The organism is Shimia sp. MIT910701 (assembly GCF_047126315.1).
Lineage (GTDB): Bacteria > Pseudomonadota > Alphaproteobacteria > Rhodobacterales > Rhodobacteraceae > Shimia.
The window spans coordinates 879358-904051 of sequence record NZ_CP138953.1; the positions used below are offsets into that span (position 1 = coordinate 879358).

The 24694-nt window shown below is 59.5% G+C and carries 25 protein-coding genes; 17 read left to right on the forward strand and 8 right to left on the reverse strand.

Annotated elements, in window-relative coordinates; translation table 11 throughout:
- Window positions 1–200 precede the first annotated feature (200 nt).
- From SIB38_RS04205 to SIB38_RS04215, 3 genes are read left to right on the forward strand one after another with little or no spacing between them, the layout of a single operon-like run.
- A complete protein-coding gene (locus tag SIB38_RS04205) occupies window positions 201–905 on the forward strand; it encodes an ABC transporter permease (RefSeq protein WP_294116691.1) in 705 nt (234 codons plus the stop codon).
- Window positions 899–1618 carry an ATP-binding cassette domain-containing protein gene (locus tag SIB38_RS04210; RefSeq protein WP_412551485.1) on the forward strand — a complete coding sequence of 240 codons (720 nt, stop codon included), beginning with the start codon at window positions 899–901 and terminating at the stop codon, window positions 1616–1618. The genes SIB38_RS04205 and SIB38_RS04210 overlap by 7 nt, the downstream gene beginning before the upstream one ends.
- Window positions 1615–2424, forward strand: a complete 810-nt coding sequence (locus SIB38_RS04215) for a substrate-binding domain-containing protein (protein WP_294116689.1) — start codon at window positions 1615–1617, stop codon at window positions 2422–2424. Before SIB38_RS04210 ends, SIB38_RS04215 begins: the two co-directional genes overlap by 4 nt.
- A gap of 15 nt (window positions 2425–2439) precedes the next feature.
- On the opposite strand, the gene SIB38_RS04220 is transcribed toward SIB38_RS04215, so the two are convergent.
- From SIB38_RS04220 to SIB38_RS04235, 4 genes are read right to left on the reverse strand one after another with little or no spacing between them, the layout of a single operon-like run.
- Window positions 2440–2919, reverse strand: a complete 480-nt coding sequence (locus SIB38_RS04220) for a DUF6505 family protein (protein WP_294116688.1) — start codon at window positions 2917–2919, stop codon at window positions 2440–2442.
- A complete protein-coding gene (locus SIB38_RS04225) occupies window positions 2919–3644 on the reverse strand; it encodes a DUF4444 domain-containing protein (RefSeq protein WP_412551486.1) in 726 nt (241 codons plus the stop codon). The genes SIB38_RS04220 and SIB38_RS04225 overlap by 1 nt, the downstream gene beginning before the upstream one ends.
- Window positions 3641–4705, reverse strand: a complete 1065-nt coding sequence (gene apbC / locus SIB38_RS04230; protein ID WP_294116686.1) for an iron-sulfur cluster carrier protein ApbC — start codon at window positions 4703–4705, stop codon at window positions 3641–3643. The genes SIB38_RS04225 and apbC overlap by 4 nt, the downstream gene beginning before the upstream one ends.
- On the reverse strand, window positions 4706–4906 hold the full coding sequence (locus SIB38_RS04235) for a DUF6494 family protein (RefSeq protein WP_294116685.1): 201 nt from the start codon (window positions 4904–4906) through the stop codon (window positions 4706–4708). It abuts the gene before it with no gap.
- Window positions 4907–4985: 79 nt separating this feature from the next.
- Between SIB38_RS04235 and SIB38_RS04240 the strand changes: the two genes are divergently transcribed.
- Window positions 4986–5744 carry a hypothetical protein gene (locus tag SIB38_RS04240; protein ID WP_412551487.1) on the forward strand — a complete coding sequence of 253 codons (759 nt, stop codon included), beginning with the start codon at window positions 4986–4988 and terminating at the stop codon, window positions 5742–5744.
- On the opposite strand, the gene SIB38_RS04245 is transcribed toward SIB38_RS04240, so the two are convergent.
- On the reverse strand, window positions 5738–7711 hold the full coding sequence (locus tag SIB38_RS04245) for a 4Fe-4S binding protein (RefSeq protein ID WP_412551488.1): 1974 nt from the start codon (window positions 7709–7711) through the stop codon (window positions 5738–5740). The two genes, SIB38_RS04240 and SIB38_RS04245, sit on opposite strands and share 7 nt — an antisense overlap.
- Window positions 7712–7851: 140 nt before the next feature.
- Window positions 7852–8076 (reverse strand): hypothetical protein, encoded by a 225-nt coding sequence (locus tag SIB38_RS04250; RefSeq protein ID WP_412552076.1) that lies wholly within the window; start codon window positions 8074–8076, stop codon window positions 7852–7854.
- On the opposite strand from SIB38_RS04250, the gene SIB38_RS04255 reads away from it, so the two are divergent.
- The 13 genes from SIB38_RS04255 (at window position 8042) to SIB38_RS04315 (ending at window position 22506) form a co-directional block, all read left to right on the forward strand.
- Window positions 8042–8599 (forward strand): DUF3305 domain-containing protein, encoded by a 558-nt coding sequence (locus SIB38_RS04255; protein ID WP_294116757.1) that lies wholly within the window; start codon window positions 8042–8044, stop codon window positions 8597–8599. The genes SIB38_RS04250 and SIB38_RS04255 overlap by 35 nt on opposite strands.
- Window positions 8596–9255: a DUF3306 domain-containing protein gene (locus SIB38_RS04260; protein WP_294116682.1), complete on the forward strand. Its 660-nt coding sequence runs from the start codon at window positions 8596–8598 to the stop codon at window positions 9253–9255. Before SIB38_RS04255 ends, SIB38_RS04260 begins: the two co-directional genes overlap by 4 nt.
- A 2-nt stretch (window positions 9256–9257) precedes the next feature.
- On the forward strand, window positions 9258–9866 hold the full coding sequence (locus tag SIB38_RS04265; RefSeq protein WP_412551489.1) for a molecular chaperone: 609 nt from the start codon (window positions 9258–9260) through the stop codon (window positions 9864–9866).
- A gap of 51 nt (window positions 9867–9917) precedes the next feature.
- Window positions 9918–10109, forward strand: a complete 192-nt coding sequence (locus tag SIB38_RS04270) for a ubiquinol-cytochrome c reductase iron-sulfur subunit N-terminal domain-containing protein (protein WP_164644045.1) — start codon at window positions 9918–9920, stop codon at window positions 10107–10109.
- Window positions 10110–10218: 109 nt separating this feature from the next.
- Window positions 10219–13113 (forward strand): formate dehydrogenase subunit alpha, encoded by a 2895-nt coding sequence (locus SIB38_RS04275; RefSeq protein ID WP_294116680.1) that lies wholly within the window; start codon window positions 10219–10221, stop codon window positions 13111–13113.
- A gap of 14 nt (window positions 13114–13127) precedes the next feature.
- Complete coding sequence (gene fdh3B / locus SIB38_RS04280) at window positions 13128–13721, forward strand: formate dehydrogenase FDH3 subunit beta (protein WP_168590772.1); 594 nt, start codon at window positions 13128–13130, stop codon at window positions 13719–13721.
- Window positions 13722–13853: 132 nt separating this feature from the next.
- A complete protein-coding gene (locus tag SIB38_RS04285) occupies window positions 13854–15044 on the forward strand; it encodes a formate dehydrogenase subunit gamma (RefSeq protein WP_412551490.1) in 1191 nt (396 codons plus the stop codon).
- 3 nt (window positions 15045–15047) lie between these two features.
- Entirely contained in the window at window positions 15048–16346 is a 1299-nt protein-coding gene (locus tag SIB38_RS04290) for a c-type cytochrome (RefSeq protein WP_294116678.1), read from the forward strand.
- 1 nt (window position 16347) lies between these two features.
- Complete coding sequence (locus tag SIB38_RS04295; RefSeq protein ID WP_294116677.1) at window positions 16348–16473, forward strand: hypothetical protein; 126 nt, start codon at window positions 16348–16350, stop codon at window positions 16471–16473.
- A 3-nt stretch (window positions 16474–16476) separates the two neighbouring features.
- A complete protein-coding gene (locus SIB38_RS04300; protein WP_412551491.1) occupies window positions 16477–17865 on the forward strand; it encodes a sigma-54-dependent transcriptional regulator in 1389 nt (462 codons plus the stop codon).
- On the forward strand, window positions 17858–19873 hold the full coding sequence (locus SIB38_RS04305) for a cache domain-containing protein (RefSeq protein ID WP_294116675.1): 2016 nt from the start codon (window positions 17858–17860) through the stop codon (window positions 19871–19873). Before SIB38_RS04300 ends, SIB38_RS04305 begins: the two co-directional genes overlap by 8 nt.
- Window positions 19874–20012: 139 nt before the next feature.
- On the forward strand, window positions 20013–21719 hold the full coding sequence (locus SIB38_RS04310; RefSeq protein WP_412551492.1) for a cyclic peptide export ABC transporter: 1707 nt from the start codon (window positions 20013–20015) through the stop codon (window positions 21717–21719).
- 4 nt (window positions 21720–21723) lie between these two features.
- Entirely contained in the window at window positions 21724–22506 is a 783-nt protein-coding gene (locus tag SIB38_RS04315) for a hypothetical protein (RefSeq protein WP_294116673.1), read from the forward strand.
- Here SIB38_RS04315 and SIB38_RS04320 read toward each other — a convergent pair.
- Window positions 22482–23093: a CDP-alcohol phosphatidyltransferase family protein gene (locus tag SIB38_RS04320; protein WP_294116672.1), complete on the reverse strand. Its 612-nt coding sequence runs from the start codon at window positions 23091–23093 to the stop codon at window positions 22482–22484. The two genes, SIB38_RS04315 and SIB38_RS04320, sit on opposite strands and share 25 nt — an antisense overlap.
- A gap of 11 nt (window positions 23094–23104) precedes the next feature.
- On the reverse strand, window positions 23105–24631 hold the full coding sequence (locus SIB38_RS04325) for a xylulokinase (protein WP_412551493.1): 1527 nt from the start codon (window positions 24629–24631) through the stop codon (window positions 23105–23107).
- Window positions 24632–24694: the final 63 nt, after the last annotated feature.

A 24694-nucleotide genomic window follows, 5' to 3' on the forward strand; every position in this document is an offset into this window, starting at 1 on the left:
ACAAAATGACATTTTGGCTTTGGGGCGAGTGGACAATTTGCGCCAAACGGGCGGCTTACGTTAGCGTTGTTTCACAAACAATTAGCGCCCTCTTGCCTCCACGGCGAAATGGCACAATGACAGTAAGCGAGCTTGCCAATCGGTGGCGAGCCTCGGCTTTCTTAAGGGGAGGCTGAAGGGAGGGGCACCAGAGCGGTTGCATGAATGAAATACTGGCAGGCCTGCTGCAAGCGGGTCGACTGATCGTCACATTTGATGCGGACCTAATCGAGATTTCTCTACGGTCCTTGCAAGTCACACTCACTGCGGTTGCGATTGCGTCCGCAATAGGTTTGCCTTTGGGCTGCTGGTTGGCTGTGCGACGCTTTCGTTTTCGCCGTTTTGTGATTGCGACTTTAAATGCGCTGATGGGGCTGCCACCGGTTGTGGTTGGTTTGATTGTCTATCTGATGCTGTCGCGGGCCGGACCGTTTGGCGTGTTTGGCCTGTTGTTCACCCCGACCGCGATGATCATCGCGCAGGTGATCATTTTGACACCGTTGATTGCCTCAATTGCCCATCAGGCCATTCGGGAACTTTGGGCCGAATACCATGATCTTCTGATTTCGATGAACACCACGCGGCTGCAGCGTATTGGCACGTTGTTGTGGGATGGGCGCAGGGCGCTTTTGACGGCGTCTTTGGCCGGGTTTGGCCGAGGTATTGGTGAAGTCGGTGCGATCATGATCGTCGGTGGCAATATCGACAATGCCACCCGCGTTCTGACCACTGCGATTTCGCTGGAGACCGGCAAAGGGAACTTCTCTCTCGCCTTGGCTTTGGGGTTTGTGCTGATCGGTTTGGCGGTGCTGGTGAACCTGTTGATCCACACCTTGTCGCGGACGGAGGTGAGTGGCCGATGGTGACCTCTATTCTTCCTTTGACGGTAAATGATGCAGTGGTGCGGCGGCGTGGCAAAACGTTGCTAGGCCCTGTGACAACCACGGTCAGTGACACGGGGCTGTCTATTGTGATGGGGCCTAATGGGGCGGGCAAAACCACGCTATTGCGGCTGCTGCATGGCATGGAGCGGGTGTCCAGTGGGGGATCGCTTCAGTGGCAAATTCCCGAAGAAGATGCCCGCGCGCTCCAGGCCTTTGTGTTTCAGTCGCCTATCATGATGCGGCGCACGGCGCTGGACAATGTGGCTTATCCGTTGACCACGCATGGGGTGTCCAAAAAGGATGCCCGTGTCCGCGCGGTGGAGTGGCTTGAGCGGGTTGGTCTGGCTGACAGCGCCCAAAAACAGGCCACAGTGCTGTCCGGCGGAGAGCGCCAGAAGCTGGCACTGGCGCGGGCCTTGATCCGCAAGCCTGAAATTCTGTTCCTTGATGAACCCTGTGCGAACCTTGACGGCCGGGCGACGCGGGAATTTGAGAGCCTGCTCAAGCAGGCGCATGACGACGGTACACGCGTGGTGATGTCCACGCACGACATTGGTCAGGCACGGCGGCTGGCGGAGGATGTTTGGTTCATCCACCACGGTCAAATTCTGGAGCAGACCCCTGCAGCGGAGTTTTTTGCTGCGCCCAAATCAAGTGAAGCGCGCGCTTTCATTAACGGAGACATAGTCGAATGAAGTTTGGCACAACGCTTGCCGCGGCGGCCATTGCATTGAGTGGTGTGATGGCAACGGCTGACACCATGAAAATGGCGGTCACAACCTCCTTCCACAACTCGGGCCTGTCGGATGTTCTGTTGCCAGAAATCCAGAAAGACCTGGGGCTGGAAGTACAGCTTTTGGTGGTTGGCACCGGTCAGGCCCTGCGGTTGGGCGAGGCAGGTGATGTGGACGCGATCCTGGTGCATTCCAAGAAGGCGGAAGACGCGTTTGTTGCGGGCGGCTATGGCACGCACCGTCGTGAGATCATGTACAATGATTTTGTGCTGATCGGCCCAAGTGCGGACCCGGCGCAGATTGCTGCATCTGATACTGTTGTTCAGGCCTTGACCGCGATTTCTGACACAAAGGCGGTTTTTGTAAGCCGTGGCGATGACAGCGGTACCCACAAGAAAGAGCTCTCGCTCTGGGCGGAAGCCGGCGTGGATGACGACGCTCGCACTGTTGACTGGTACAAGGAAGCCGGTGCCGGTATGGGCGCGTCCCTGAACACTGCGTCTGGGATGAATGGCTACATCATGAGCGATCGCGCAAGCTGGCTCAAGTTTGGCAACAAAGGCGATCTGGCGCTGCTGTATTCCGGCGATCCGGAGCTGTTCAACCAGTATGCCTATATTCCGGTGAACCCGGAGACCCACAGCCATGTGCGGGCAGACCTGGCGCAGAAGCTGGAAGCCTGGCTGGTGAGTGACCGCGCCAAAGACTTGATCGACGGCTACACTCTGAAAGGTGGCCGCCTGTTCATCTTCAACGCGGAACAGTAAGCGCGTTGGTGCACGTCACTCGTCTGGAATGGCGTGCACTGCAAATTGCTCCAACTCGGCTGCTGCTGGCGCGATGCTGCGGAATTGCTCCTTCACACCGGCGTCGGTGAGTTCACGCGCCAAAGTCAGAAGCGTATTGGCTTCATGCTCCGCGCAGAGATCGGCCATATGGGAAATCTCCTCGGCCGCCACCGGACGCGCCGCCTCCAGCGAGGGCGCGCCATAGACATCTACAAAATGCTGAGCGAGCGCGTCGGTGAGGGCTTCAACCTCTGCCGGCTCGATGGTGGTCACGGCCACAAATGTCACGCGGCCAAAGGTCTCCACACCTAGCCAGCCATTGGCAAACGCCTGCCGTGCCTTGCCGGTCAGATCTGCCTCGGACCAGTTGGAAAACTCAAATCCGCCGCTGATCGCCCATTCGCCGGTGCGGGCCGGGTTGAAGTAGACCCGTTGGTCGCTTTCATCAAAATGGATCGCACGTGCCAGAAGCATCAGCTGTCTCCTTCCAAGAGGCGGCTAAGTGGCAGCAGACGGGTGTTGTCGCCGCTACGCAGGAGCGCGCCAAAGTGTTCGTCTGTGCCAACAAAGGTGCCAGCTTCTGTGTCCTCGCCAAAGGTCCACTCGACCTCTTCGCCGAGGTTGTGGGCGAGGCCGCGCCATTCGGCGTTGAGTGGCTTGAGGCCCTCGTCTTCCATGCGGTTGACCCAGACCAGCGTGTGCCGCACCCACGCGCCTAATAGCGTGTCAGGTGTGACGTCCACACAGCCTTCCTCATAGAGCGCGGTTTGGTCCGGCGTCGCGCCGGGCGTTTCCGTATCTAGCGGGATCAGCGGCAATTCCAGCCCGACCACCAGCCAGTCCGGTACTTCACTCGCCTCTTGCGTGGAGGCCGCCACGCGCATCCGGCCACAGCGGGCGCCGTTGACCAAGATACCACCAGGCCAATCAAGATGCACCGCGACCTCTGGCGGGGCCAAAGCGCCAAGGGCGTTTTGAAAGCCAATCGCGCAGCTGATCAGCACGGGCATCGCTTCGGTCAAAGGCACCTCAGGCGCAAAGACAATGGCGGCGCGCAGCTGATCGGCAGCGAGATTGTAGACCACAAGCCCCGCGTCACATCCCATGATCGCTTGAGTCTTGGCCTTGGCAAAAGGGTCCGCGCTGCCACTCAGCGCGAGCCCTTCAAAAAGCGGTGGGAACTGCGGGGCGTCACTCATGCGTTGCCGTCCTCGATCAGGCGACGCGCGAGGGCGCGGAAGGATTGCGCTTGGGTCGATTCCGGCTTGGAGACCACAATCGGCGCCCCGCCATCGGCGGCGACACGGATGTCCAGCGCCAGCGGAATTTCTGCCAGCAGTGGCACACCCAGTTTCTCGGCTTCGGCGGCCACACCACCATGGCCAAAGACATGCTCTTCGTGGCCACATTGGGAACAGATGTGGGTGCTCATGTTTTCGATCATACCCACAATTGGCGTGCCTAGTTTCTCAAACATGTTGATGCCTTTGCGGGCATCCAACAGCGCGATGTCCTGTGGGGTGGAGACCACCAGTGCACCGGTCAGTTCGGCCTTCTGCGCGAGGGTCATCTGTACGTCGCCGGTGCCCGGTGGCAGGTCGACGATCAGCACATCCAGCGCGCCCCATTGGACTTGGTTGAGCATCTGTTGCAACGCGCCCATCAGCATTGGACCGCGCCAGACCACGGCCTCTTCTTCGCGGGTCATGAGGCCAATGGACATCATGGTCACACCGTGGTTGCGCATCGGCAGGATGGTTTTGCCATCGGGGCTCGACGGACGGCCGGAGACACCCAGCATGCGAGGCTGGGATGGGCCATAAACGTCCGCATCGAGCAGACCTACGCGGCGACCTTCGGCGGCCAGAGCGGCGGCGAGGTTGGCTGACACAGTCGATTTGCCGACGCCACCCTTGCCGGAGGCCACGGCCAGAATGCGGTCGATGCCGGGGATCTTCTGCGGGCCTTGCGGCTCTGCCGGGCGGGAGCCTTTGAGATCGGGTGGCGGTTTGGAAGCGGCGTGTGCGGTCATCACGATGGAGACGCTCTCCACACCGTCCAAAGCGTTCAGCTTGTCCTCGATCTCGACCTTCATCGGCTGCATGGCTTGCGCGCGGGCCGGGTCGATTTCCAGCACAAAGCGGACTTCGCCGCCGTCTACACTCAGCGCACGAACCATGCCGGAGGCTACCAAGTCAGAGCCAGAGGCAGGGTCAGTGAAGCCTTTGAGAACGTTCAGAATATCGTCGCGGTTTGCCATTTAGCCACGCCCTTTGATCTGACCGGTGACAACATGCTCCATGTCCAGGCCATCAATGGTCAGCACCATTTTGGCGGTGAACTCTTTGCCCGCTGTGGCCTCGGCCCCGGCGGTGCGCATGGCGTCCTCAATCGCTTGCTGGCTGGTCACGCCAACCTGCTTGAGGAACTTGCGCATGCTCATGTTAAAATCGTCGCTCATCGGTGGATATCCTTCTGCCTAGGGCATTCTACTTGGGTCCATGTTGACGCATGCCACGGCACAGGCCTAGGTTTGTGTCATGGATTTTTCTCGGTTTTTGATGGGTGTTTTTGCCGCATTGGTTGGCATGGTGTGGACCATGCCGGCCATGTCGCAAGGCAAAACCACCACGCTTTTGGTCGCGCCGGAAGTGCAGGAAACCGGCATTATCAAATTCATGCTGCCGCGATTCACCCTGAAGCATGGGGTGCGGGTGACGGTCGTCAATGAAGGCGACGCTGCGGGCAGTTTGGTTCAAGATGGCGACGCCGTTGTGTTTTCGCGTGCCGGGACGAACTACGGCCTGACGGTATATGACATGGACGATCCGCATATGGCCACCTTGGCGGACTGGCTGACCGGCGATGTAGGTCGGCGCACCATTCTGAGCTTCAAGCAGGACGGCCAAGCGGTGTTTGAAGCGCCGGTTGTGGTGGCGGAGGTGGAAGAGGCGGTTGAACTGGACGGCGACGCGGCGCGAGGCGCGGATTTGGCGCTGAGCGCCTGTGGGCGATGTCATGTGGTGGGCGAAGTCAACCGGATGAACGGCATTGGCTCCACGCCGAGCTTTGCGGTGCTGCGCAGTTTGGATGACTGGCTGGAGCGTTTTCTGGCGTTCTACGCGTTGAACCCACATCCATCTTTCACCATCATTCCGGACGTAACTGAGCCGTTTGACGAGACCCGTCCGTCCCCGATCAGCCCCGTCACCTTGACGCTGGAGGAGCTGGAGAACATCGTGGCCTACACCGCAACCATGGATCCGGCAGATTTGGGATCGCCCATCGCGCATCAGTGATCCCGGCGCTTGCTGAAGTAGTCTTCCGAGGTGCGCACCTTCGGGCGTTCGCCACCGGCCAGCGGGTTGTTTTCCCGGTGGAATTGCGCGTTCACACGGCAGTCGTCACACATGCGGATCATACGGGCGGCATCAGAGGTGGCAAACATCGCGTGTTTGCCTTCCAGTTTTTCGACAATGCGCTCGATGGTGGATTTCACCCCAAATGGCGTGCCGCATTCGACACATTCAAACGGCTCTTCTTCGTGCACCACCTGCTGCGACAACGCGGCGTCCGAGGTGTTGAATTGTGGCACCAGAGAGATCGCGTTTTCCGGGCAGACATGGGTGCAGAGACCACATTGCAGACAGGCGTCTTCCTGGAAGCGCAGCTGTGGCTTGTCCGGGTTGTCGCCCAAGGCGCCGGCCGGGCAGAGCGAGGCGCAGGAGAGGCAGAGCGTGCAGGCGTCTTTGTCGACCAGCACCGCGCCATATGGGGCGTTCTCTGGCAGGGGCAGCGGGTCGGCCTGCTCACCGCGCAGCGCTTTGACAGCAAGGCGGGTGACCTGACGGCGGTTGCCAAGCGGCAGCACTGGCGCGATCTCCGTGAGGCTGCTGGTGGCGCCATAGAGGGCGTCACAAAGCGCGGATGGTTCCTCTGGGTCCAGAATGCGCAGGGCGTCGCTGTCACCGCTCAGCGCTTGGGCCAGCATGAGCTCACTGTCGAGCGCGCCGCGGTCTGTGGTTGGCGCGGCGAGCACGTCGACGCCGACAAAGCCGCTTGAGAGCGCGGCCAGCATTTCGGCGTGGCCAAAGCCGCTCACCCGCTCGAGATCAAGCGGGATCACTTTGGCGGGCAGGCCGCGATCATGGCGGGCGGCCAGTGCGATCAGTTCGGCGCCAAATGCGCGGTCGTGCACCAAGAGGCGCGGGGCTGCGCCACCAGCGCTTCGGAAAGCTTCTGCCAAGGCGCTAATGCGAGCAAAGAGCGCGCTGACCGGCGGGTCGTCATAGGTGATGGCCCCGGACGGGCAGAGTGCGGCGCAAGATCCGCAACCGGCGCAGATGTTGGGATCAATGTCGATGTGATCACCTGCGGGCCGGATCGCCGAGGTGGGGCAGACGTCCAGACATTTGGAACACCCGGCTTGTTCGGCGCGGGAGTGGGCGCAAATGCTGGGTTCCAGTGTCAGATAGAGTGGTTTCTCAAAGGTGCCGACCAGATGGGACGCTTCGAGAACGGCGGCATGGGTGGCGGGCAGGCTTTTGGGGTCCGCCAGCAGGTAGCCTTCGCGTTTTTCCGGCGCTGGGAAGAGGGGTGTCTCGCCGCGCAGGTCAAGCAGGATATCACAGGTGGTTTTGGCGCCATTGCGCGGTTCGCCAAAAACGGCCGGGCCGCGTGCGGACGAGTCCACCTGTTGCAGGGCGTCGATCTCCACCGAGAAATTCCCCAGCGCACCGGAGGCTTTCTTCAGGTGACCGGCAACCACGTCAAAGTCGCGATCTTCTGGCGCGTCGCTGCCCGGCGACAGGAGCACAGTGACGCTCAAGAAGTCTTTCAACTGACGCGCGGCAGGAAGAGCCACTTCTTCCGGGCCCACAATCAGGCAGAGCCCCTCGGAGGTGATGTCGAAGGTTTTGGTGGCCGGGGCAGCCCGCAAACCGTCCGCCAAAAGGGCGGCGGATTTGGGTCCGGCTTCTGCCCCTTCATCCGACCAGACCGCGCGATCGCGCAGGTCGATAAAGGTGGGTTCAGGTAGGGACAATTCGTCCGCCAGTTCCGCAAAGAAGGTCTGTTCCTCGGTGCAGGTGACGCAGGTTGTTGACGGGTCTGCGGCGGATTGCAAAAGCTGTGCGGCGGTCTGCATCTCTGCGTCGCCAAGAGGGGTGTTCACTTTGGAGCATTTCACGGTGCCAACAGAGTCGAAGGTCTCTGTATTCAACGGCATACTTTTAGAACAGTCACACAAAATCAATGTCTTAGACATTATTTCCCCCGAGGGTTAGCTGGCGTTTACGCGCTTGGCACACCTCACACATGCATGATTTTTCGGCGCCGTAAAGCCCTCTGTCTTGATCGCGCTGGCAGATTTGTGGCGGTCAAAAAACCTAGTGATTCTATTGGTTTTTAGGTGATGTGGACAATCTGTCCGCGCCTGTCGTGATGGCAGGAATCGATGCCCCAAAATGTCCAGTTATTTTGCCGGAAATCGCGATTTTTGCGTTTTCCTTTGGCAAGGCTCAGGAAAGGACTGAGACTAATCATGCCCACGAAAAAATTTTCGAGAACAGCGTGGGCACGGGAGGAAGACGATTTCATGCGCCAAGCGCCGGTATCATTGCCGTTGGGCATCGTGATCCGCAGAACGCCCTCGGCCAACCGCTGGGCGAAATTTGCGTGGCAAGCTGTTGGCGTGCTTCCGGGCGCGGCGCAGGCGGATTGGCGTGTGATGCGCGAAGAAGGCGATGCGGTGGAGTATCACGCCGCAACCGTGCCGCTGGAGCTGTGGCACACCGACACCGAAGCCTATCTGACAACCCTAACCGCGCGGGTGCCCTCCATTGGCGTGGTGATGCGTGAGGCGGAAGAGGGCGATGCCGAGCGGCCCTATGAGGTGTTGCTGGCGACGGCCTCCGCTTATGAATTCCAAGATTATGCCGACAGCGGGGAAGAGCTGTTGGAGCTGGTGCCGATGCCGGAAGGGCTTGTGGCTTTCCTGCGCGATTTTGTCGAAGAGCACCACGAAGAAGAGACTTTTGTGAAACGGCGCCGCGACAAGAAGCGGATTGATCTGGTGGAAGATGGCCGTGGTGATGCGCGTATCTCCCAGTTGAGTGATGTGTACCGCGCGCCGCGCACCGGGAGGCCACATTGAGTCGCGGGGGCGATTTCTGGGCCCGCCGTAAGGCGGCCGTGGCGGCGGAAGCCGAAGCCGAGGTGCGCGCCGAGGAACAGGCGGTGCTCGCCGAAGCCCATGCCGAGTTGGAAGAAAAGTCTGACGCGGACATTCTGGCAGAACTGAATCTGCCCGATCCGGAAGAGATGCAGCAAGGCGATGATTTCTCGGTGTTCCTGGGCAAAGCCGTGCCGGAACGCATCCGCCGCAAAGCGCTGCGCAAGTTGTGGCTGACCAACCCGGTGTTGGCCAACGTCGATGATCTGGTGGACTACGGTCAGGACTTCACCGACAGCGCCATGGTCGTTGAGGCGATGCAGACCACCTATCAGGTGGGCAAAGGCATGTTGGCCCATGTGCAGGAGATGGCGCGACAGGAAGAAGAGGCCAAAGCCTTGGCCGAAGGTCGCGTGTCGCTGGAAGAGTTTGAGGTGCAAACTGAGGCAGTATTGGTTGAGGGCTCTGACGAGAGCGCAGAGACCGAGCTGGCAGAGGTTGCACCAGTGGAGGTTGTGGCCGAAGCTGAGGCTCCAACTGAACCAATCCCAGACACAGAGGCGCTTCCCGTTGCGCCGCTGCGTCGCCGTATGCGGTTTGAATTTGCCGCATCTGACATACCTGAAGAGAGGGCATAGCGATGAGCCAAGCCGTCACCAATACCCAAGTTGCCGAAGAGGATCTGCTGCGTGCGGATCTTTACGATTTTCTGGCCGCCCTTTTGGCCAACCCGCCAAGCAAAAACCTGTTGCAGCACGCCAGCGCGTTGAGCGGCGATGACAGCGATCTTGGCAAGGCGATCAGCACTCTGGCACGCGTGGCCAAAGCGACCAATGCCACCGCTGTGGAAAGCGAATTCAACGCGCTGTTCATTGGGCTTGGCCGCGGCGAGTTGATGCCCTTTGCGTCATACTACCTGACCGGCTTCTTGAACGAGAAACCGCTGGCCTCGCTGCGGGCCGATATGGCGGCGCTGCGCATCACCCGCGCACCAAACGTTTATGAGCCGGAAGACAACATCGCCAGCCTGCTGGAGATGATGGCGGGCATGATCCGGGGGCGCTTTGGCGCGCCGGTGCCGCTGCAAAAGCAGAAGGATTTCTTCTTCACCCACATCGCTGCCTGGGCGGAGCATTTCTTCTCCGACTTGGAAGCGGCGCAGAACTCGGTGTTCTACGCGCCGGTGGGCACGGTGGGCAAAGCTTTCCTAGAGATTGAAACACAGGCGTTCCGCATGGGGGCGGACTAAACGTCGATTGAAACTGTCGGACCCCGACCGACCCAAATCAAGGAGCTCGCCATGAGCAAGCCAGAGGAAAAAGGTGCCAGCCGGCGCGATTTTCTGAAGCTCGCAACAGCAGCAGCCCCGGCAGCCGCAGCAGTGGTTGCCATGTCGCCACAAGCGGCAGAGGCCCAGCCAGCTGATCTGTCCCGCACGGAGATGCAGGACACCGCGCACACCCGCGCATACCTCGACAGCGCCCGGTTCTGATCCGGACGTTTTCACCCCGCCCCTGACCACCGGTTGCGTGACGCCCACCGGTCAGGATTTGAGACTAACCGAGCCAGTCCCGAGAAACGGGACAGCAAGGGAGGAAAGAATGCTTAGGAAAAAGACCAACGGGGTTGCGCGACGCCCCCAGCGGACAAGTATCCTGTCTGTCGCAGCTGAAAAAGCTGTGGATCGACGCACATTTTTGCGTGGGTCCGGACTCGCCATTGGCGGTCTGGCAGCGATTGGTGCCACCGGTGGCACCGTTACTCAGGCGCAGGCGCAAGACGCAGCCAATACTGCCGTTCAAACTGTGAAATCCGTATGTACCCACTGTTCCGTGGGCTGTACGGTTGTGGCCGAAGTGCAAAGCGGTGTCTGGATCGGGCAAGAGCCTGGTTGGGACAGCCCGTTCAACCTCGGTTCCCACTGTGCCAAAGGCGCATCGGTGCGGGAACACGCCCACGGTGAACGCCGCCTGAAGTACCCTATGAAAAAAGAGGGTGGTGAGTGGAAGCGCATCAGCTGGGAACAGGCGATCGACGAGATCGGCGACGGCATGATGAAGATCCGCGAAGAAAGCGGTCCTGACAGTGTTTATTGGCTGGGTTCGGCCAAGCACAATAACGAACAGGCGTATCTGTTCCGTAAGTTTGCTGCCTACTGGGGTACAAACAACGTGGACCACCAGGCGCGTATCTGTCACTCCACCACCGTTGCGGGTGTTGCGAACACATGGGGCTACGGCGCCATGACCAACTCCTACAACGACATCCACAACTCCAAAGCCATCTTCATCATCGGCGGCAACCCGGCCGAAGCCCACCCGGTTTCCCTGTTGCACGTACTGCGCGCGAAAGAGCGCAACAACGCACCGCTGATCGTCTGTGACCCCCGCTTTACGCGCACGGCGGCCCATGCAGATGAATATGTGCGCTTCCGTCCCGGCACCGATGTGGCGCTGGTTTGGGGCATTCTGTGGCATATCTTCGAAAACGGTTGGGAAGACAAAGAATTCATCCGCACCCGTGTTTGGGGCATGGATCAAATCCGCGACGAAGTGCGTCAGTGGAACCCAGAAGAGGTGGAACGCGTCACTGGTGCTCCGGGTGAGCAACTGCGTCGTGTGGCACGACAACTGGTGAACAACCGCCCCGGCACCGTGATCTGGTGTATGGGTGGCACGCAGCACACCAACGGGAACAACAACACCCGTGCGTACTGCATTCTGCAGCTGGCCCTTGGCAACATGGGCACCAGCGGTGGTGGCACCAACATCTTCCGGGGCCACGACAACGTGCAGGGCGCAACCGACCTTGGTGTTCTCAGCCACACACTGCCAGGCTACTACGGCCTGTCCAAAGGCGCTTGGGCGCATTGGGGTCGCGTGTGGGAAGAAGACGGCGAATGGTTGAGTGGCCAGTTTGCCAAAACCACCGCTGCAGACGGCAAAGAGAAGTCGCTTCAGAACCTCACCGGTATTCCGGTGTCGCGCTGGATTGACGGTGTACTCGAAGATCCCGACAACATGGACAACCCGGACAAGGTCCGTGCCATGGTGCTTTGGGGCCACGCGCCAAACTCTCAGACCCGCGGTAAGGAAATGAAGACCGCGATGGAAAAGCTGGACATGCTGGTCGTTGTTGACCCGTATCCAACCGTTTCCGCCGTGCTTCATGACCGCACTGATGGCGTGTACCTGCTGCCGGCCTGTACCCAGTTTGAGACCCGTGGTTCTGTGACCGCTTCCAACCGCTCCATCCAGTGGCGCGATCAGGTTGTGGCACCGCTTTTTGAAAGCAAAACAGACCACGAGATCATGGGTTTGTTCGCCAAAAAGTTTGGCTGGGCCGATCGTTTCTTCCGCAACATCGAGATGGAAGACGAAAACACCCCGAACATCGAAAGCGTTACGCGCGAGTTCAACCGGGGTATGTGGACCATCGGTTACACCGGTCAGTCTCCTGAGCGCATCAAGCTGCACATGGAAAACCAGCACACCTTCGACCGGACCACGTTGAAGGCAAATGGTGGTCCAGCAGATGGTGACTACTACGGTATGCCTTGGCCATGCTGGGGCACCGCGGAGATGAACCACCCGGGTACGCCAAACCTCTATGACATGTCCAAACGTGTTTCTGAGGGTGGTTTGACCTTCCGTGCCCGCTTTGGTGTGGAACGTGACGGTCAGAACCTCTTGGCAGAAGGCGTTGCAAGCCTCGATTCTGAGATCCAGGACGGATATCCAGAGTTCACCATGCAGATGCTGATGGACCTGGGTTGGGACGGCGATCTGACGGATGACGAGCGCGCAGCAATTGACGCTGTAGCTGGTCCAAAGACCAACTGGAAGACCGACCTCTCCGGCGGTATCCAGCGGGTTGCGATCAAGCACGAGTGTGCGCCGTTTGGTAACGCCAAGGCCCGTGCTGTTGTGTGGACATTCCCGGATCCGGTGCCGCTGCACCGCGAGCCGCTCTACACACCACGTCGCGATCTGGTCGAAGACTACCCGACCTACGAAGACCGGCATGCCTATCGGCTTCCAACGCTCTATGCGTCCATCCAGAAGAACGACTTCAGCAAGGATTACCCAATCATCCTGACGTCCGGTCGACTGGTGGAATATGAGGGTGGCGGCGAAGAGACTCGCTCCAACCCATGGCTGGCTGAACTGCAGCAGGACATGTTTGTCGAGATCAACCCGCGTGATGCGAACGATCTGGGCATTCGTGACCGGTCGCAAGTTTGGGTGGAAGGTCCAGAAGGCGGCAAGGTCAAAGTTATGGCCATGGTCACCCAGCGGGTTGGCGAAGGCGTTGCCTTCATGCCGTTCCACTTTGGCGGTCACTTCGAAGGGAAGGATCTGAGGGACAAATACCCAGCAGGCGCCGACCCATATGTGTTGGGCGAAAGCACCAACACGGCACAAACCTATGGCTATGACAGCGTGACACAGATGCAGGAGACCAAAACAACTCTCTGCAAAATCTGGGCCGCTTAAGGAGGAGAAGAGAAATGGCAAGAGCAAAGTTTCTCTGCGACGCCGAACGCTGCATTGAATGTAACGCCTGCGTCACGGCCTGTAAGAACGAGCACGAGGTGCCTTGGGGCATCAACCGTCGCCGCGTTGTAACCATCAACGACGGTACGCCGGGTGAGCGTTCGATCTCGGTGGCCTGTATGCACTGTTCCGACGCGCCTTGTATGGCCGTTTGTCCGGTGGATTGCTTCTACCAGAACGAAGAAGGTGTCGTGCTGCACTCCAAAGACCTCTGCATTGGCTGTGGTTACTGCTTCTACGCGTGTCCGTTTGGCGCGCCGCAGTACCCGCAGGCAGGCAACTTTGGCAGCCGTGGCAAGATGGACAAATGTACCTTCTGTGCTGGTGGCCCGGAGGAGAACCACTCCAACGCGGAATTCTCCAAATACGGCCGCAACCGGATTGCAGAAGGCAAACTGCCTCTCTGCGCCGAGATGTGCTCCACCAAAGCGCTGCTGGCGGGTGACGGGGACGTTGTCTCCGCGATCTACCGTGAGCGTGTTGTGGCGCGCGGCTTTGGCACCGGCGCCTGGGGCTGGGGTACAGCCTACGAACAGAAAGGCGGCTAAGGCCTGCCTTCAAAAAGTTGGCGGCGCGGATTTCCGCGCCGCCGATGCACCAGACACACTTGTCTCAAACGAGATGCGGCGGCTTTCCAAGGTGGTAAGGGCCGCTATGACTATTCAAACATCGAGGATGTGATGCGCGCGCTTCTTTGGATTGCACTAAGTTTTATGTTGGCTTTGCCTAGTTTTGCACAAGAGGCGCCTGATCGTTCCGCGACGGGCGGTGCCCAGACGCTGGAAGATATAATGGCCCGCCAACGCGGCGAAAAGCTGGATGACAGCTTCCGTCGGGATGCAACCGGTCAAGGCAATGTCGAGGCGTTGATGGGGCAACTCAGAACCCGTGGCACAGCCTCGGACGCGGACGTGTTCCGCGCGCTGCGCTATGGCAGTGCCGACACCCGAACCGCCGCGCGTGGACCGACATCCGGCCTCCTCATTCAGGATTCAGGCATGGCATGGCTGTCCTTTCGCGAAGGGCCGCTTCTGACCTATGGCTTGTGGTTCCTGGGCGGCATGATTGTCGTCATTCTCGGATTCTATCTCTACCGTGGCAAAATCCTGATCGACGGACCAAAGACCGGCCGCAACATTATCCGCTTTGTCGCCTTTGAGCGCTTCTGCCATTGGGTCATGGGGGTGAGCTTTATTCTTTTGGGCCTGACCGGGATTTACCTGATTGCTGGGCGCAAGTTCTTGCTGCCGTGGATGGGCCATGAAGCTTATGCCAGCATCGCCGAAGCGGGCAAATGGGTGCATAACAACATTTCCTGGGCTTTCATGATCAGCCTGGTGTTTGTCTTCATCATGTGGGTGAAGCACAACATTCCGGACCGTGGCGACATCAAATGGATGGCCAAGGCCGGCGGTCTGTTTTCCAAAGGCGTGCACCCGCCTGCCAAGAAATTCAACGCCGGTCAGAAGATCGTATTCTGGTCTGTAATCATCCTTGGCTTCTCGATCTCCCTCTCCGGTGTGGCGCTTTTGTTCCCGTTTGAGGTGTCGGTCTTTGCCAAGACCTTCCAGATCCTCAACATGACCGGTCTGCCTAACCTGATCATGGGGGCACCTTTGCCTGAGGTACTAAGCCCCTATGAAGAGATGCAGCTGTCGCAGCTGTGGCATGGCATTGTGGCCTTTGTCTTCATTGGCATCATCATCGCGCACATCTACCTCGGCAGCGTCGGCATGGAAGGCGCGCTGGAGACCATGGCGACAGGTGAGGTGGATGAGCAGTGGGCCAAAGAGCACCACTCCATCTGGTACGATGAGGAGATGGCCAAAGCCAAAGCGGCTGCGCCGGACAACGCCACACCTGCGGAATGACCCATGCGGGTGTGGGCGCCACTTCTGGCACTCTTGCTGTGGCCAGCAGCAACGCTGGCGGGTGACTTTTTCACCCTGGAAGGCCATGGCGGTCCCATCAAAGGGATCGCCGTGTCGCCGGATGGGCAACGTATTCTGACCGCCAGCTTTGACAACGCGCTTGGGCTCTGGTCCGCGCGCGCGCCTATGTGGTTGGACGGGCATGAGGCGGCGGTGAACACAGTGGCTTTTGTCGATGACACACGTGCAGTGTCCGGTGGCGATGATTTTGCCGTGCGGCTTTGGGACTTGGCCGCAGCGACATCGCTAGAGCTTGGCCGCCACAAGGGCAAAGTCATGTCGGTGCGCGTGTCGGGCGATCAGCAAATGGTGGCTTCAGCAAGCTGGGACGGCACCGTTGGGCTTTGGTCGCTTGATGGTGCTGCACCCCGCTTCATTAACGTGGGCTCCAACGTCAATGATGTGGCGTTTGGCGGGGATGGCTCCATTCTCTTTGTCGGGGCGGCGGACGGCAAGATCCGCATCTACGATGTGACCTCCGGAGAAATGCAGCAGTTGTTTTTCTCCAATGGCTTTGGTGTCAACAATCTGGTGCTGAACGAGGCAGCCGGATGGTTGGCGTTTGGCGCGGTGGATGGTGTGACCAAGATTGTTGACGTTCAAACAGCGGAGCTGATCAAAGACGTGACGCTGGAGCGCCGACCGATCCTGGCGATGGCCCTAGATCGTCAAGGTCAGCATCTCGCTGTAGGGGATGGCGAAGGTTACATCCTGTTGCTTGCCACGGAAGACTGGTCCGTTGCCAATGATTTCCGCGCCACCCATCGGGGGCCGGTCTGGGCGCTGGCGTTCTCGCAAGATGGCGAGAACATCCATGCCGGTGGATTAGACGACTCTCTGTTTAGCTGGCCTCTGTCAGATCAGGATGACGCCCCGCGCATGGTGGAACAGGACCGTGCCTTCCTGAATGGCAACGACAGCGCTTCCAACGGCGAGCGTCAGTTTCAACGCAAATGCTCCATCTGCCACACATTGACCGGAGACAGTGCGCGTCGCGCCGGGCCAACGCTTAAAAACGTGTTTGGCCGCCGTGCCGGGGCCGTGGCCGACTACAGCTATTCCGACACGTTACAGACATCAGACATCGTCTGGTCCGCGCAAACCATTGATGCGCTTTTTGATTTGGGACCAGACGTGTATATTGCGGGCACAAAAATGCCAGTTCAGCGCATCGCCCGCGCCGAGGATCGTGCAGATCTCATCGAGTATCTGCGGACTTACAGCGACATCAAGGACGACTGAGATGAAAACTTTTTTGCTAGCCTGTGTAACCGTCGCAGGGATTTCTGTTGTGGCCTATTACGGGCTGCACACCCTGGGCTTTTCCAGTACAGAAGCGGGCAGCGGACCTTCCGTACGACTGGACTAATCAATGAACCACCTCGAGCGACCACACTCCCGGAGCAAAGACCGCGCGTCTTCCGAATTTGGCATGGGGCTGTCTGCGGCCTCTGTTCTGGTGGTTGATGATGAGCCGGGCATTCGCAATTTTATTGTGAAAATACTGGAGCCTGTGGTCGCCCGTGTCGAGCAGGCGGCTAATACCGAGGTTGCCAGCCGGCTTTTGGATGCGAACCATTTTGACATTGTGATCCTGGACAAGGTGATGCCAGGCACCACGGGGTTGGAATGGCTCAGCGAACAGCGCAAGTTGGGGTTCTTTGCCGACACGATCTTGATCACGGCTTTTGCCGATATGGACACGGCGATTGAGGCGATGCGCGCGGGCGCGGTGGATTTTGTCCTGAAGCCGTTCCGGTCCAATCAAATTCTCAACGCCGTGGCGCGCTGTGTGGATCGGGTGAACCTGCGGCGGGAAAACTACCTACTGAAATACGAGCTGGCCTCTGGCAATGAGCAGGTGCGCTCGCGCCTGTTGGGCAGTTCGCCGGAGATTGAGACAATCCGTGCCACCATGGCGCGGGCGGCGCCTTTGCCGACACCTGTATTGCTGACCGGTGACACGGGCACGGGTAAAGAGGTCTGCGCACGCGCAATCCATATGATGTCGCCTCGGGCGGAAAAGCCTTTTGTGCCCATCAATTGCGCCACCATTGCCGGGGACATGATTGAACATGAGTTGTTTGGTCATATCCGCCAGGACGCAGGTGGACGCACGGTGCGCCATGACGGGGTGTTTATGAACGCCAATGGCGGCACGCTCTATCTTGATGAGATTGTGGAATTGCCGCTGCCTGTTCAAGCAGCATTGCTTCGGGTGATTGAGCAACGAAAAGTCAGGCCGGTTGGCTCATCGCGCGAAGTCCCGCTGGACCTGCGGTTCCTGTTTGCCACCAACGCAGACATGGAAGCGGCGGTGCAGGAAGGGCGCTTGCGCGAGGACCTCTATCATCGGATCAACGTGCTCAACATCCAAATGCCACCGCTGCGCACCCGCAATGGCGATTTGAAAGAGCTGGCGTTGATGTTCATTCAGCAGATTTCCAAGTCATTGGGGGTGCCGCCGTTGACCCTGTCCGAGGGCGTTTTGCTCAATATGGCGCGCTATGACTGGCCCGGTAACGTGCGGGAATTGCGCAATCTCATTGAACGGTCCCTGATTGTGGGGGAATGGGCGTCAGAGTTTGCGGCGGGCGGATCGGACGAAGAGGTTGAGGCCGTGGATAGCCTGGCGGCAGTGGAGCGGCGGCATATCCTGACAGTGTTGGATGCCTGCGACGGCAACCGGGCAGAGGCGGCGCGACGCTTGGGCATTTCCCGCAAAACCATCGACCGCAAATGTGCGATGTGGAATGACTGAGACCTCAGAGTCTCAAGGCCCTCCCCGTCAGGCGCCAGCAAAGCGTCGCGGCGCGTCCGTGCGGATGCGCCTTTTGGCCATTGCGCTTTTGCCAACACTGGTGATCATGCCGCTGTTCTTCATTGTGACGGCGGTCAACTGGTCCTCGCGGTTTGACAACCTGTTGATTGCAAAAGTGAATGGCGAGCTCACCATCGCGCAGCAATTCCTTAGCCAACTGTTGGAAAACAGTGACCTGCGGATGCAGGCGCTAGCGGAGAGTTCTGCCTTTGTGGATCGCGTGGTGTCTCAAGACCGCAATGCGGTTTTGACGCTTTTGGACAACAAGAAAGCCGAGATGGGGCTCGATTTTCTCTACTACATCAACGCCGACGGGGCGGTGTGGTCCTCGCCGCGGTTTGTGGATGATATGGGGCTCACCAAATGGCCGGTGGTGTCGCAGGCATTGGCCGGCACAGGCTCGGCGCAGATTGATATTTTTAGCGAGTTTGACCTAGGGCAAGTCTCTGACAATCTTGCGGAAAAGGCGAGGATCAATTTGGTGTCCACGCAGGCGGCTGTGCCGACAGAACGCACCGAGGAAACCCGGGGTATGGTGGTGCATGCCGCCACACCGGTTGAGGGCAGCGGCCGTAGCGGGGCGCTGGTTGGGGGCGTGTTGTTGAACCGCAATCTGACCTTCATCGATACAATCAACGATCTGGTCTATCCCACTGCGAGTTTGACCGAAGGCAGCCAAGGCACAGCGACGCTTTTCCTAGAAGACGTAAGGGTTTCCACCAATGTGCGCCTGTTTCAGGACGAGCGCGCCCTAGGCACGCGGGTGTCGGCGGCGGTCTATGAAACCGTGCTGGAACGTGGCGAGGTTTGGCTGGATCGGGCCTTTGTGGTGAACGACTGGTACATCTCGGCCTATGAACCGATCATCGACAGCTTTGGACAGCGGGTTGGCATGCTTTATGTGGGTTTTCTGGATCAGCCGTTTCGGGATGCGAAGTTCTCGACCATCCTGACTTTTGCCGTTGCTTTTGTGGTTATCATTCTGATTTCCGTGCCAATTTTCCTGCGCTGGGCGCGGCAGATTTTTGCACCACTGGAGCGGATGGTGCGGACCATTGGACGAGTGGAGGAGGGCGATCTGAACGCGCGGACGCGGGTTGAGGATGGCGGTGAAATTGGCCGTGTTGCGGCGCAGATGGACAACCTGCTGGAGCAAATTCAGGAGCGAGATCGGGAACTTACGCGGCGGGTGGTGGCGCGGACGCGGGACCTGGAAGACGCCAATAGGCGGCTTGAGGCGACCTCGAAACAGTTGGTGGTGTCTGAGAAATTGGCCGCCGTGGGCGAGATCGCGGCCGGGATCGCGCATGAGATCAACAATCCGGTGCAGGTGATTCAGGGCAATCTGGATGTTTTGCGGGTGCAATTGGGCGACGATGCAGACCTGGTGAAGACTGAGTTGCGGCTGATTGATGAGCAGACGCATTCGATTTTCCTGATTGTGAACAAGCTCTTACAGTTCACGCGGCCGGACGAATATGCCGAGGGCAGCGAGGAGCATCGCCCCGCCGACATCATCACGGATACGTTGCCGCTTGTGCAGCATTTGCTGAGCAAAGGGCATATCGCGCTCTCGCTGGAGCTTGAAAGCCTTAAGGCAATCTCGATCCACCGCACGGAGCTGCAACAAATCCTGATCAACCTGATGGTCAATGCGATCCACGCGATGCCAGAGGGCGGGGCTTTGACCGTGGGGGCATTAGACGCGGATCGGGATGGAAAAGCGGGGGTTCTGCTCTTTGTGAAAGACACAGGAATGGGCATGGACAGTGACGTTTTGGCCCGGATATTTGATCCGTTTTTTACAACAAAACAAGGCGAAGGCACCGGTTTGGGCCTGTCGATCACCCGCAAGCTGGTGGAGCGCTACGATGGAGAGATCGAGGCGGACAGCTTGGTTGGCCAAGGCACCGAATTCCGCGTGTGGTTCCCGGCGACTTTGGCCTGAGATTCGGGGCAAAAGCGCGAAAAACCGGTCCAAAATTGCAACGTCGGTAGTGTGTCGGTATCGCGACTGTATTGCGGAGGTGGCGGTTTTGCGGGCAAAAACCGTTAACGCAAGGGCGTGAAGGCCAAATATTTTAGACATGAATTCAAACGCGGATATATCAGACAGCGCCGGTAAGCCGGGTGTGGCCGACGTTTTGCGGCAGCGGGCAGAGGTGGCACGGTTCCTGTTGGATGCCGGTCTGGGCCTGCGCGACCCAATTGTTTTCCTCACGTTGATCTCCGGGATAAGCCGTGCGGGCATGATCTTTGCCATCAACGAAACCGCGCGCAGCCATGCCGAGGGGCTGGGTTGGTCCGTTTGGCTGTTGCTGTTCTGTGCAGCGGGCATGGTTGTGTCGGCGTACCTGCAAAAGGTGCGGGCCTTCACATTGATCACCCGCATTGAGGCGCAGATGCGCCTCCGCTTGTCCGAGCTGCTGCTGCGGGCCAACATCGATTTCCTGATCTCTGGACGGCACGGCAAAGTTTATGGCGCAATGACGGCGGAGGTGAACCAACTGGCGCAGGCGGTGATCCATTTGGTGGAGGCGATTGGTGCGGCGATTGTGCTGCTGTTTGCCATTCCCTACTTGTTTTTCGTGAGCTGGATCGCCGGTGTCGCCGCCGTGGCGGCCATTGCACTTGGTGGGATTGGATTTGCCTTGATGGACGGCCCCGCGCGGGTTTGGGCCTTAAAGGCGTCCGACAGTTTTGCCGCCTATTGTGACCGTGTTAGTGATATGTTGGGTGGCTGGAAAGAGCTGCGGCTGCGGGCCAGTCGGCGCGCGGCGCTGGAGGCGGAAACCAAAGACGTGATTGCGGCGCAGGTGGCGCATAAAATGCGCTCTGAACGGTTGTTTGCGGCCAGCACCGGCGGCGGGCAGGTCGCGGTGGCGCTGTTGATGTGTTTTGTGGTGATTGTGCTGCCACAGTTGCAGGGCGGCGATGCGATTGTGATGTTCCAGGTGCTGACCATCATCTTTCTGGTGAACGGTCCGACGGAGTTGGTGTTCAACACGCTGCCGGTTTTGAGCCGGGCGGAGAACAGTTTTTACAAGATCAAAGCTGTGGAGATGGAGTTGAGTGCGGCGCAGAGTTTGGCGCTGACGGCGGCGCCTGAGTTGCGCAGAAGCTTTGACGAAATTGCACTGCGTGGTGTTGAGGCCAATGTTGGCGAGGCGCGCGACGGTGTGGTGCCATTTCATCTGGGGCCGATTGACCTGACCTTTCACCCCGGAGAGACGGTGTTCATTTGTGGGGGCAATGGTTCTGGCAAAACCACGCTGTTGTCGCTGATTACCGGGATGCGGCATCCTGAGGCGGGAGAGATCACGCTGGATGGTGCCGGGCTGACGGACAGCACAACCGCCAGCTATCGCGAGCTGTTTTCGGCGGTGTTTGCGCAGTACCACCTGTTTGACCATGCCTATGGGCTGACCGCCGCGGAGCTGGGGGAATTGGAAACGCGAATTGCGCAGCTGGGGCTGGCGCAGCGGGTGCAGTTGTTGGGCGACAAGTTTTCCAACACGTCTTTGTCGGCCGGGCAAAGCCGCCGCTTGGCACTGGCCGTGGCTTTGGCAGAGCAGCGGCCGATCATTGTACTGGATGAATTTGCTGCCGATCAGGACCCGGCCAACCGGGCGTTCTTTTATGACGTGTTGATGCCGGAATTATCAGCATCGGGGCGGCTTGTCGTAGCGGTGACACATGATGATCACCAATTTGGGAAATGTGATCGCTTGATCAAAATGGACTCGGGGCGCATCGTGTCAGATGAGCGTATGCCGCGCCGCAAAGAGGTTTGAAGGTATGAGTGAAACGCAATGGCGCCCGGCGCTGAGCACTGGTTGGGCGATGCTGGTGTCTTTGGTCACAACCGGATTTGTCACCCTGTTGGTGAATGCGCAAATCTATCCCGCGCGGTGGAAATTTGCGGGGTTTTACCCGGAGAAAACCGCCGAGCGGCCGTACACCATCAGCGAGTCCATTGGGGATCCGCGCATTGGCGAGCCTTTTGCGGATTGGCTTTTGCTTGGCGCGCCGGTCCTGTTTGTCGGCGTGTGCCTGTTGACGCTTCCAACTTTGCGGGAGCTGCAAGCCAGCGGCAATGGCACGCGGCGGATTGCCGTGCTCACCTGGATCGTAGTGGTGCTGCAACTCTTGGCCTGTGTTGGTCTGGTGATCCTAAGCCAATACAGGTTTCCGCATTTTCGTGATGAGCATATGGCGGGTAGCTATTTGTTCTTCTTCAGCCAAGCCTTTGTTGTGGTCTTTGGCGAGGTGTTGTCCCGCAGCTACGCCGCATTGGGTCCAGAAGGTCAAGTCGCCGGGCGCGTTTGGTCACCGCGGTTTGCCGGGTGGCGGCGGGTGTACGTTTGGGTGCCGATTTATCTGGGACTGGCTTACTTGGCGTTGTTTTTGGGGAAGGGCTATGCGCCAGACTCGATCCGGTTCGAGGTCTATTTGGCCTATGTCAGCACGGAGTTGTTTCTTCTGAGTTCGTTTTTGTTTTACGTGATGAGCTATGCTCCGGATATGTGGTGTGCCTGGAAGGCAAGCCGGGCGCACTATTCGTCGCTGGAGGCGTCCTGAGCGCGCAGCATCTGTGTGGCGCGGCGGGCGCGTTGTAGCGCGGTGACGTGGGCAAGAATGGCAAACCCGGCAAGGCCCCAGAGGATGGCGGTGTCGCCGAGCACGCCTGCGATCAGCAGCATGGCGCAGAGGTAGATCACGCGCTCCATCCGCTCAAAGAAGTCGGGCCAGTCGGTGTTGGACACGGGCATTTCGATGGCGGTGCGGGCTTTGGCGTAGGAGGTGATGATCGAGCCTGAGAAACAGGCCAGCGCCAGCGGCCAGGCGTCATGAATATGCGCCAGCGTGGCGAGCACGGCGAGCTCTTGGTAGCGGTCGACCATGGCGTCAAAATAGCCGCCGGCTTTGGTGGACATGTTGCGACGGCGGGCGACCGCCCCGTCCAGCGCGTCAAACACAAAGGCCACGATCAGGGTTGCGCCGTACAGCGCGGGCGATTGGTGCCAGAGATAGGCCAGCGAAACGAGGAGGATCAGCACCAGACCGATGAAGGTAACCTGATTGGGTGTCAGGCGGGCTTTGACCAAGGGGGTGGCCATGGCCTCCCACAGCGGGTCGATGGTGGATTTCATCAGGCCATCAATCATGGCGGTGTCCTTCAGGTGTAGCTGCGGATCGCGAGGCGGCGGATTTTGGCGAGTTGTTCGGCGCGGGCGGCGAGTTGGGCGGTGCGTGTTGGGTTAGGCGTGTAACTGGCGGAGGTGCGGGTTTTGAGCGTGGCGGCGGCATCGCACACACTACCTGCCCAGCCCATCAGTGGCGCGGCCAATGTGGCGGTGCCAAGCATACCGGCGTGACGGGCGGAGCAGACGCGGATGTCGCGGTTGAGCGCGTCGGCCAGCGTTTGGGCAAAGACCGGGTCAGAGGCGACGCCACCGACAATGGAGAGCGGGCCGAGGGTTTGGGCGCCTTTCTCGCGGGCGACTTTGGACATGGCCCAGCGGAGATTGAGCGCAACGCCTTCGATGGTGGCGCGGCGCAGGGCATTTTTGTCGTGGTGCAGGCTCAGGCCGTGGAAGGTGCCGCGCAGGGCGGAGTTGTCCACCGGCACCCGTTCGCCCGCGAGCCAGGGCAGAAAGAACGGGTCATCATCTTGGGGTGTGCCGATGGCGGCAAAGCGGGTGTCTTTGGCGCCGTTGCCGGTGAGTTGGCAGACCCAATCAAGCGCGGACCCGGCGTTTTCCTGGCTGGCGATCAGCAGGGGGCGGTAGCCGAGGCCGGAGGTGATGGTGGCGTAGGAATGCGCCACAGACAGGCGGCGGGTGGGGAAGAACCCTGCGATCCAGGCGGAGGTGGCCACCGAGATGTGCAGCGCGCCGTCGTTCACTTCGCCGGAACCCAATGCGGAGGCCATTACATCAGACGTGCCCCCCAAGACTTTGACCGTGGCGTCGAGGCCAAGCTCGGCGGCAGCCTGGGGCGTGAGGGTGCCCACGATGGTGTCGGCTTGGGTGATCGGGGCCAGTTTGGCGCGCTCGATGCCGGTGAAGGCGCAAAGCGCATCGGACCAGCCTTCGCGGCCGGTGCGGCTGTCCATGACCCAGCTGAGATTGGCGCTTTCGGGGCTGGTGGTCATCTCGCCGGTGGCGCGGTGCACCAGCCAGTCTTTCACATCCACCATCCAGCGGGTCTTGGCGTAGATTTCCGGTTCCTGCCGCATCACCCAGAGCATCTTTGCGGTGGGGTCCATGCCGTTTTTGGCGGGCGCGCCATTGGCCAGGCGTAGCCACTTGAGCAGGCGTGGGAGGTTATAGCCATGCACCTCCGGAAAGCCGCCGGTGAGTTTTTTGCCCAAAGGGGCGGCGCGTTTGTCGAGCCATGTCAGGCAAGGCCGCAGGGGCGTGCCATTGGCGTCGCAACAGACCAGCCCGCAGAGTTGCGAGGAAAACACCAGTGCGGCGGCGCGTTTGGACAGGTCCGGCACCTCTTGGCGAAGGGTGGCCAGCGCATGGGCCAATGCGCCCCACCAATCGTCGGGGGATTGTTCGGCGATGCCGCCGGTTTTCAGAACCAACGGATAGCTCTCGGTGACGCGGGCCAAAACAGAGAGGCTGCTGTCCACCACGCCGACCTTCACGCCGGAGGTGCCAAAGTCGGCTGATATGACCAAATCGCCCTTTGTCACGCGGCGCACCTCAAAAAACGTCGTCCTAAAAAAGCGCCTGTCACAGGCAAAAATCTTGAGTCA

Excerpts from the sequence above, each read along its gene's own strand:
- SIB38_RS04205 (WP_294116691.1), top strand. The coding sequence starts at position 201 with ATGAATGAAATACTGGCAGGCCTGCTGCAAGCGGGTCGACTGATCGTC.
- SIB38_RS04210 (WP_412551485.1), top strand. The coding sequence starts at position 899 with ATGGTGACCTCTATTCTTCCTTTGACGGTAAATGATGCAGTGGTGCGG.
- SIB38_RS04215 (WP_294116689.1), top strand. The coding sequence starts at position 1,615 with ATGAAGTTTGGCACAACGCTTGCCGCGGCGGCCATTGCATTGAGTGGT.
- SIB38_RS04220 (WP_294116688.1), bottom strand. The coding sequence starts at position 2,919 with ATGCTTCTGGCACGTGCGATCCATTTTGATGAAAGCGACCAACGGGTC.
- SIB38_RS04225 (WP_412551486.1), bottom strand. The coding sequence starts at position 3,644 with ATGAGTGACGCCCCGCAGTTCCCACCGCTTTTTGAAGGGCTCGCGCTG.
- apbC (WP_294116686.1), bottom strand. The coding sequence starts at position 4,705 with ATGGCAAACCGCGACGATATTCTGAACGTTCTCAAAGGCTTCACTGAC.
- SIB38_RS04235 (WP_294116685.1), bottom strand. The coding sequence starts at position 4,906 with ATGAGCGACGATTTTAACATGAGCATGCGCAAGTTCCTCAAGCAGGTT.
- SIB38_RS04240 (WP_412551487.1), top strand. The coding sequence starts at position 4,986 with ATGGATTTTTCTCGGTTTTTGATGGGTGTTTTTGCCGCATTGGTTGGC.
- SIB38_RS04245 (WP_412551488.1), bottom strand. The coding sequence starts at position 7,711 with ATGTCTAAGACATTGATTTTGTGTGACTGTTCTAAAAGTATGCCGTTG.
- SIB38_RS04255 (WP_294116757.1), top strand. The coding sequence starts at position 8,042 with ATGCGCCAAGCGCCGGTATCATTGCCGTTGGGCATCGTGATCCGCAGA.
- SIB38_RS04250 (WP_412552076.1), bottom strand. The coding sequence starts at position 8,076 with ATGCCCAACGGCAATGATACCGGCGCTTGGCGCATGAAATCGTCTTCC.
- SIB38_RS04265 (WP_412551489.1), top strand. The coding sequence starts at position 9,258 with ATGAGCCAAGCCGTCACCAATACCCAAGTTGCCGAAGAGGATCTGCTG.
- SIB38_RS04270 (WP_164644045.1), top strand. The coding sequence starts at position 9,918 with ATGAGCAAGCCAGAGGAAAAAGGTGCCAGCCGGCGCGATTTTCTGAAG.
- SIB38_RS04275 (WP_294116680.1), top strand. The coding sequence starts at position 10,219 with ATGCTTAGGAAAAAGACCAACGGGGTTGCGCGACGCCCCCAGCGGACA.
- fdh3B (WP_168590772.1), top strand. The coding sequence starts at position 13,128 with ATGGCAAGAGCAAAGTTTCTCTGCGACGCCGAACGCTGCATTGAATGT.
- SIB38_RS04285 (WP_412551490.1), top strand. The coding sequence starts at position 13,854 with ATGCGCGCGCTTCTTTGGATTGCACTAAGTTTTATGTTGGCTTTGCCT.
- SIB38_RS04290 (WP_294116678.1), top strand. The coding sequence starts at position 15,048 with ATGCGGGTGTGGGCGCCACTTCTGGCACTCTTGCTGTGGCCAGCAGCA.
- SIB38_RS04295 (WP_294116677.1), top strand. The coding sequence starts at position 16,348 with ATGAAAACTTTTTTGCTAGCCTGTGTAACCGTCGCAGGGATTTCTGTT.
- SIB38_RS04300 (WP_412551491.1), top strand. The coding sequence starts at position 16,477 with ATGAACCACCTCGAGCGACCACACTCCCGGAGCAAAGACCGCGCGTCT.
- SIB38_RS04305 (WP_294116675.1), top strand. The coding sequence starts at position 17,858 with ATGACTGAGACCTCAGAGTCTCAAGGCCCTCCCCGTCAGGCGCCAGCA.
- SIB38_RS04310 (WP_412551492.1), top strand. The coding sequence starts at position 20,013 with ATGAATTCAAACGCGGATATATCAGACAGCGCCGGTAAGCCGGGTGTG.
- SIB38_RS04315 (WP_294116673.1), top strand. The coding sequence starts at position 21,724 with ATGAGTGAAACGCAATGGCGCCCGGCGCTGAGCACTGGTTGGGCGATG.
- SIB38_RS04320 (WP_294116672.1), bottom strand. The coding sequence starts at position 23,093 with ATGATTGATGGCCTGATGAAATCCACCATCGACCCGCTGTGGGAGGCC.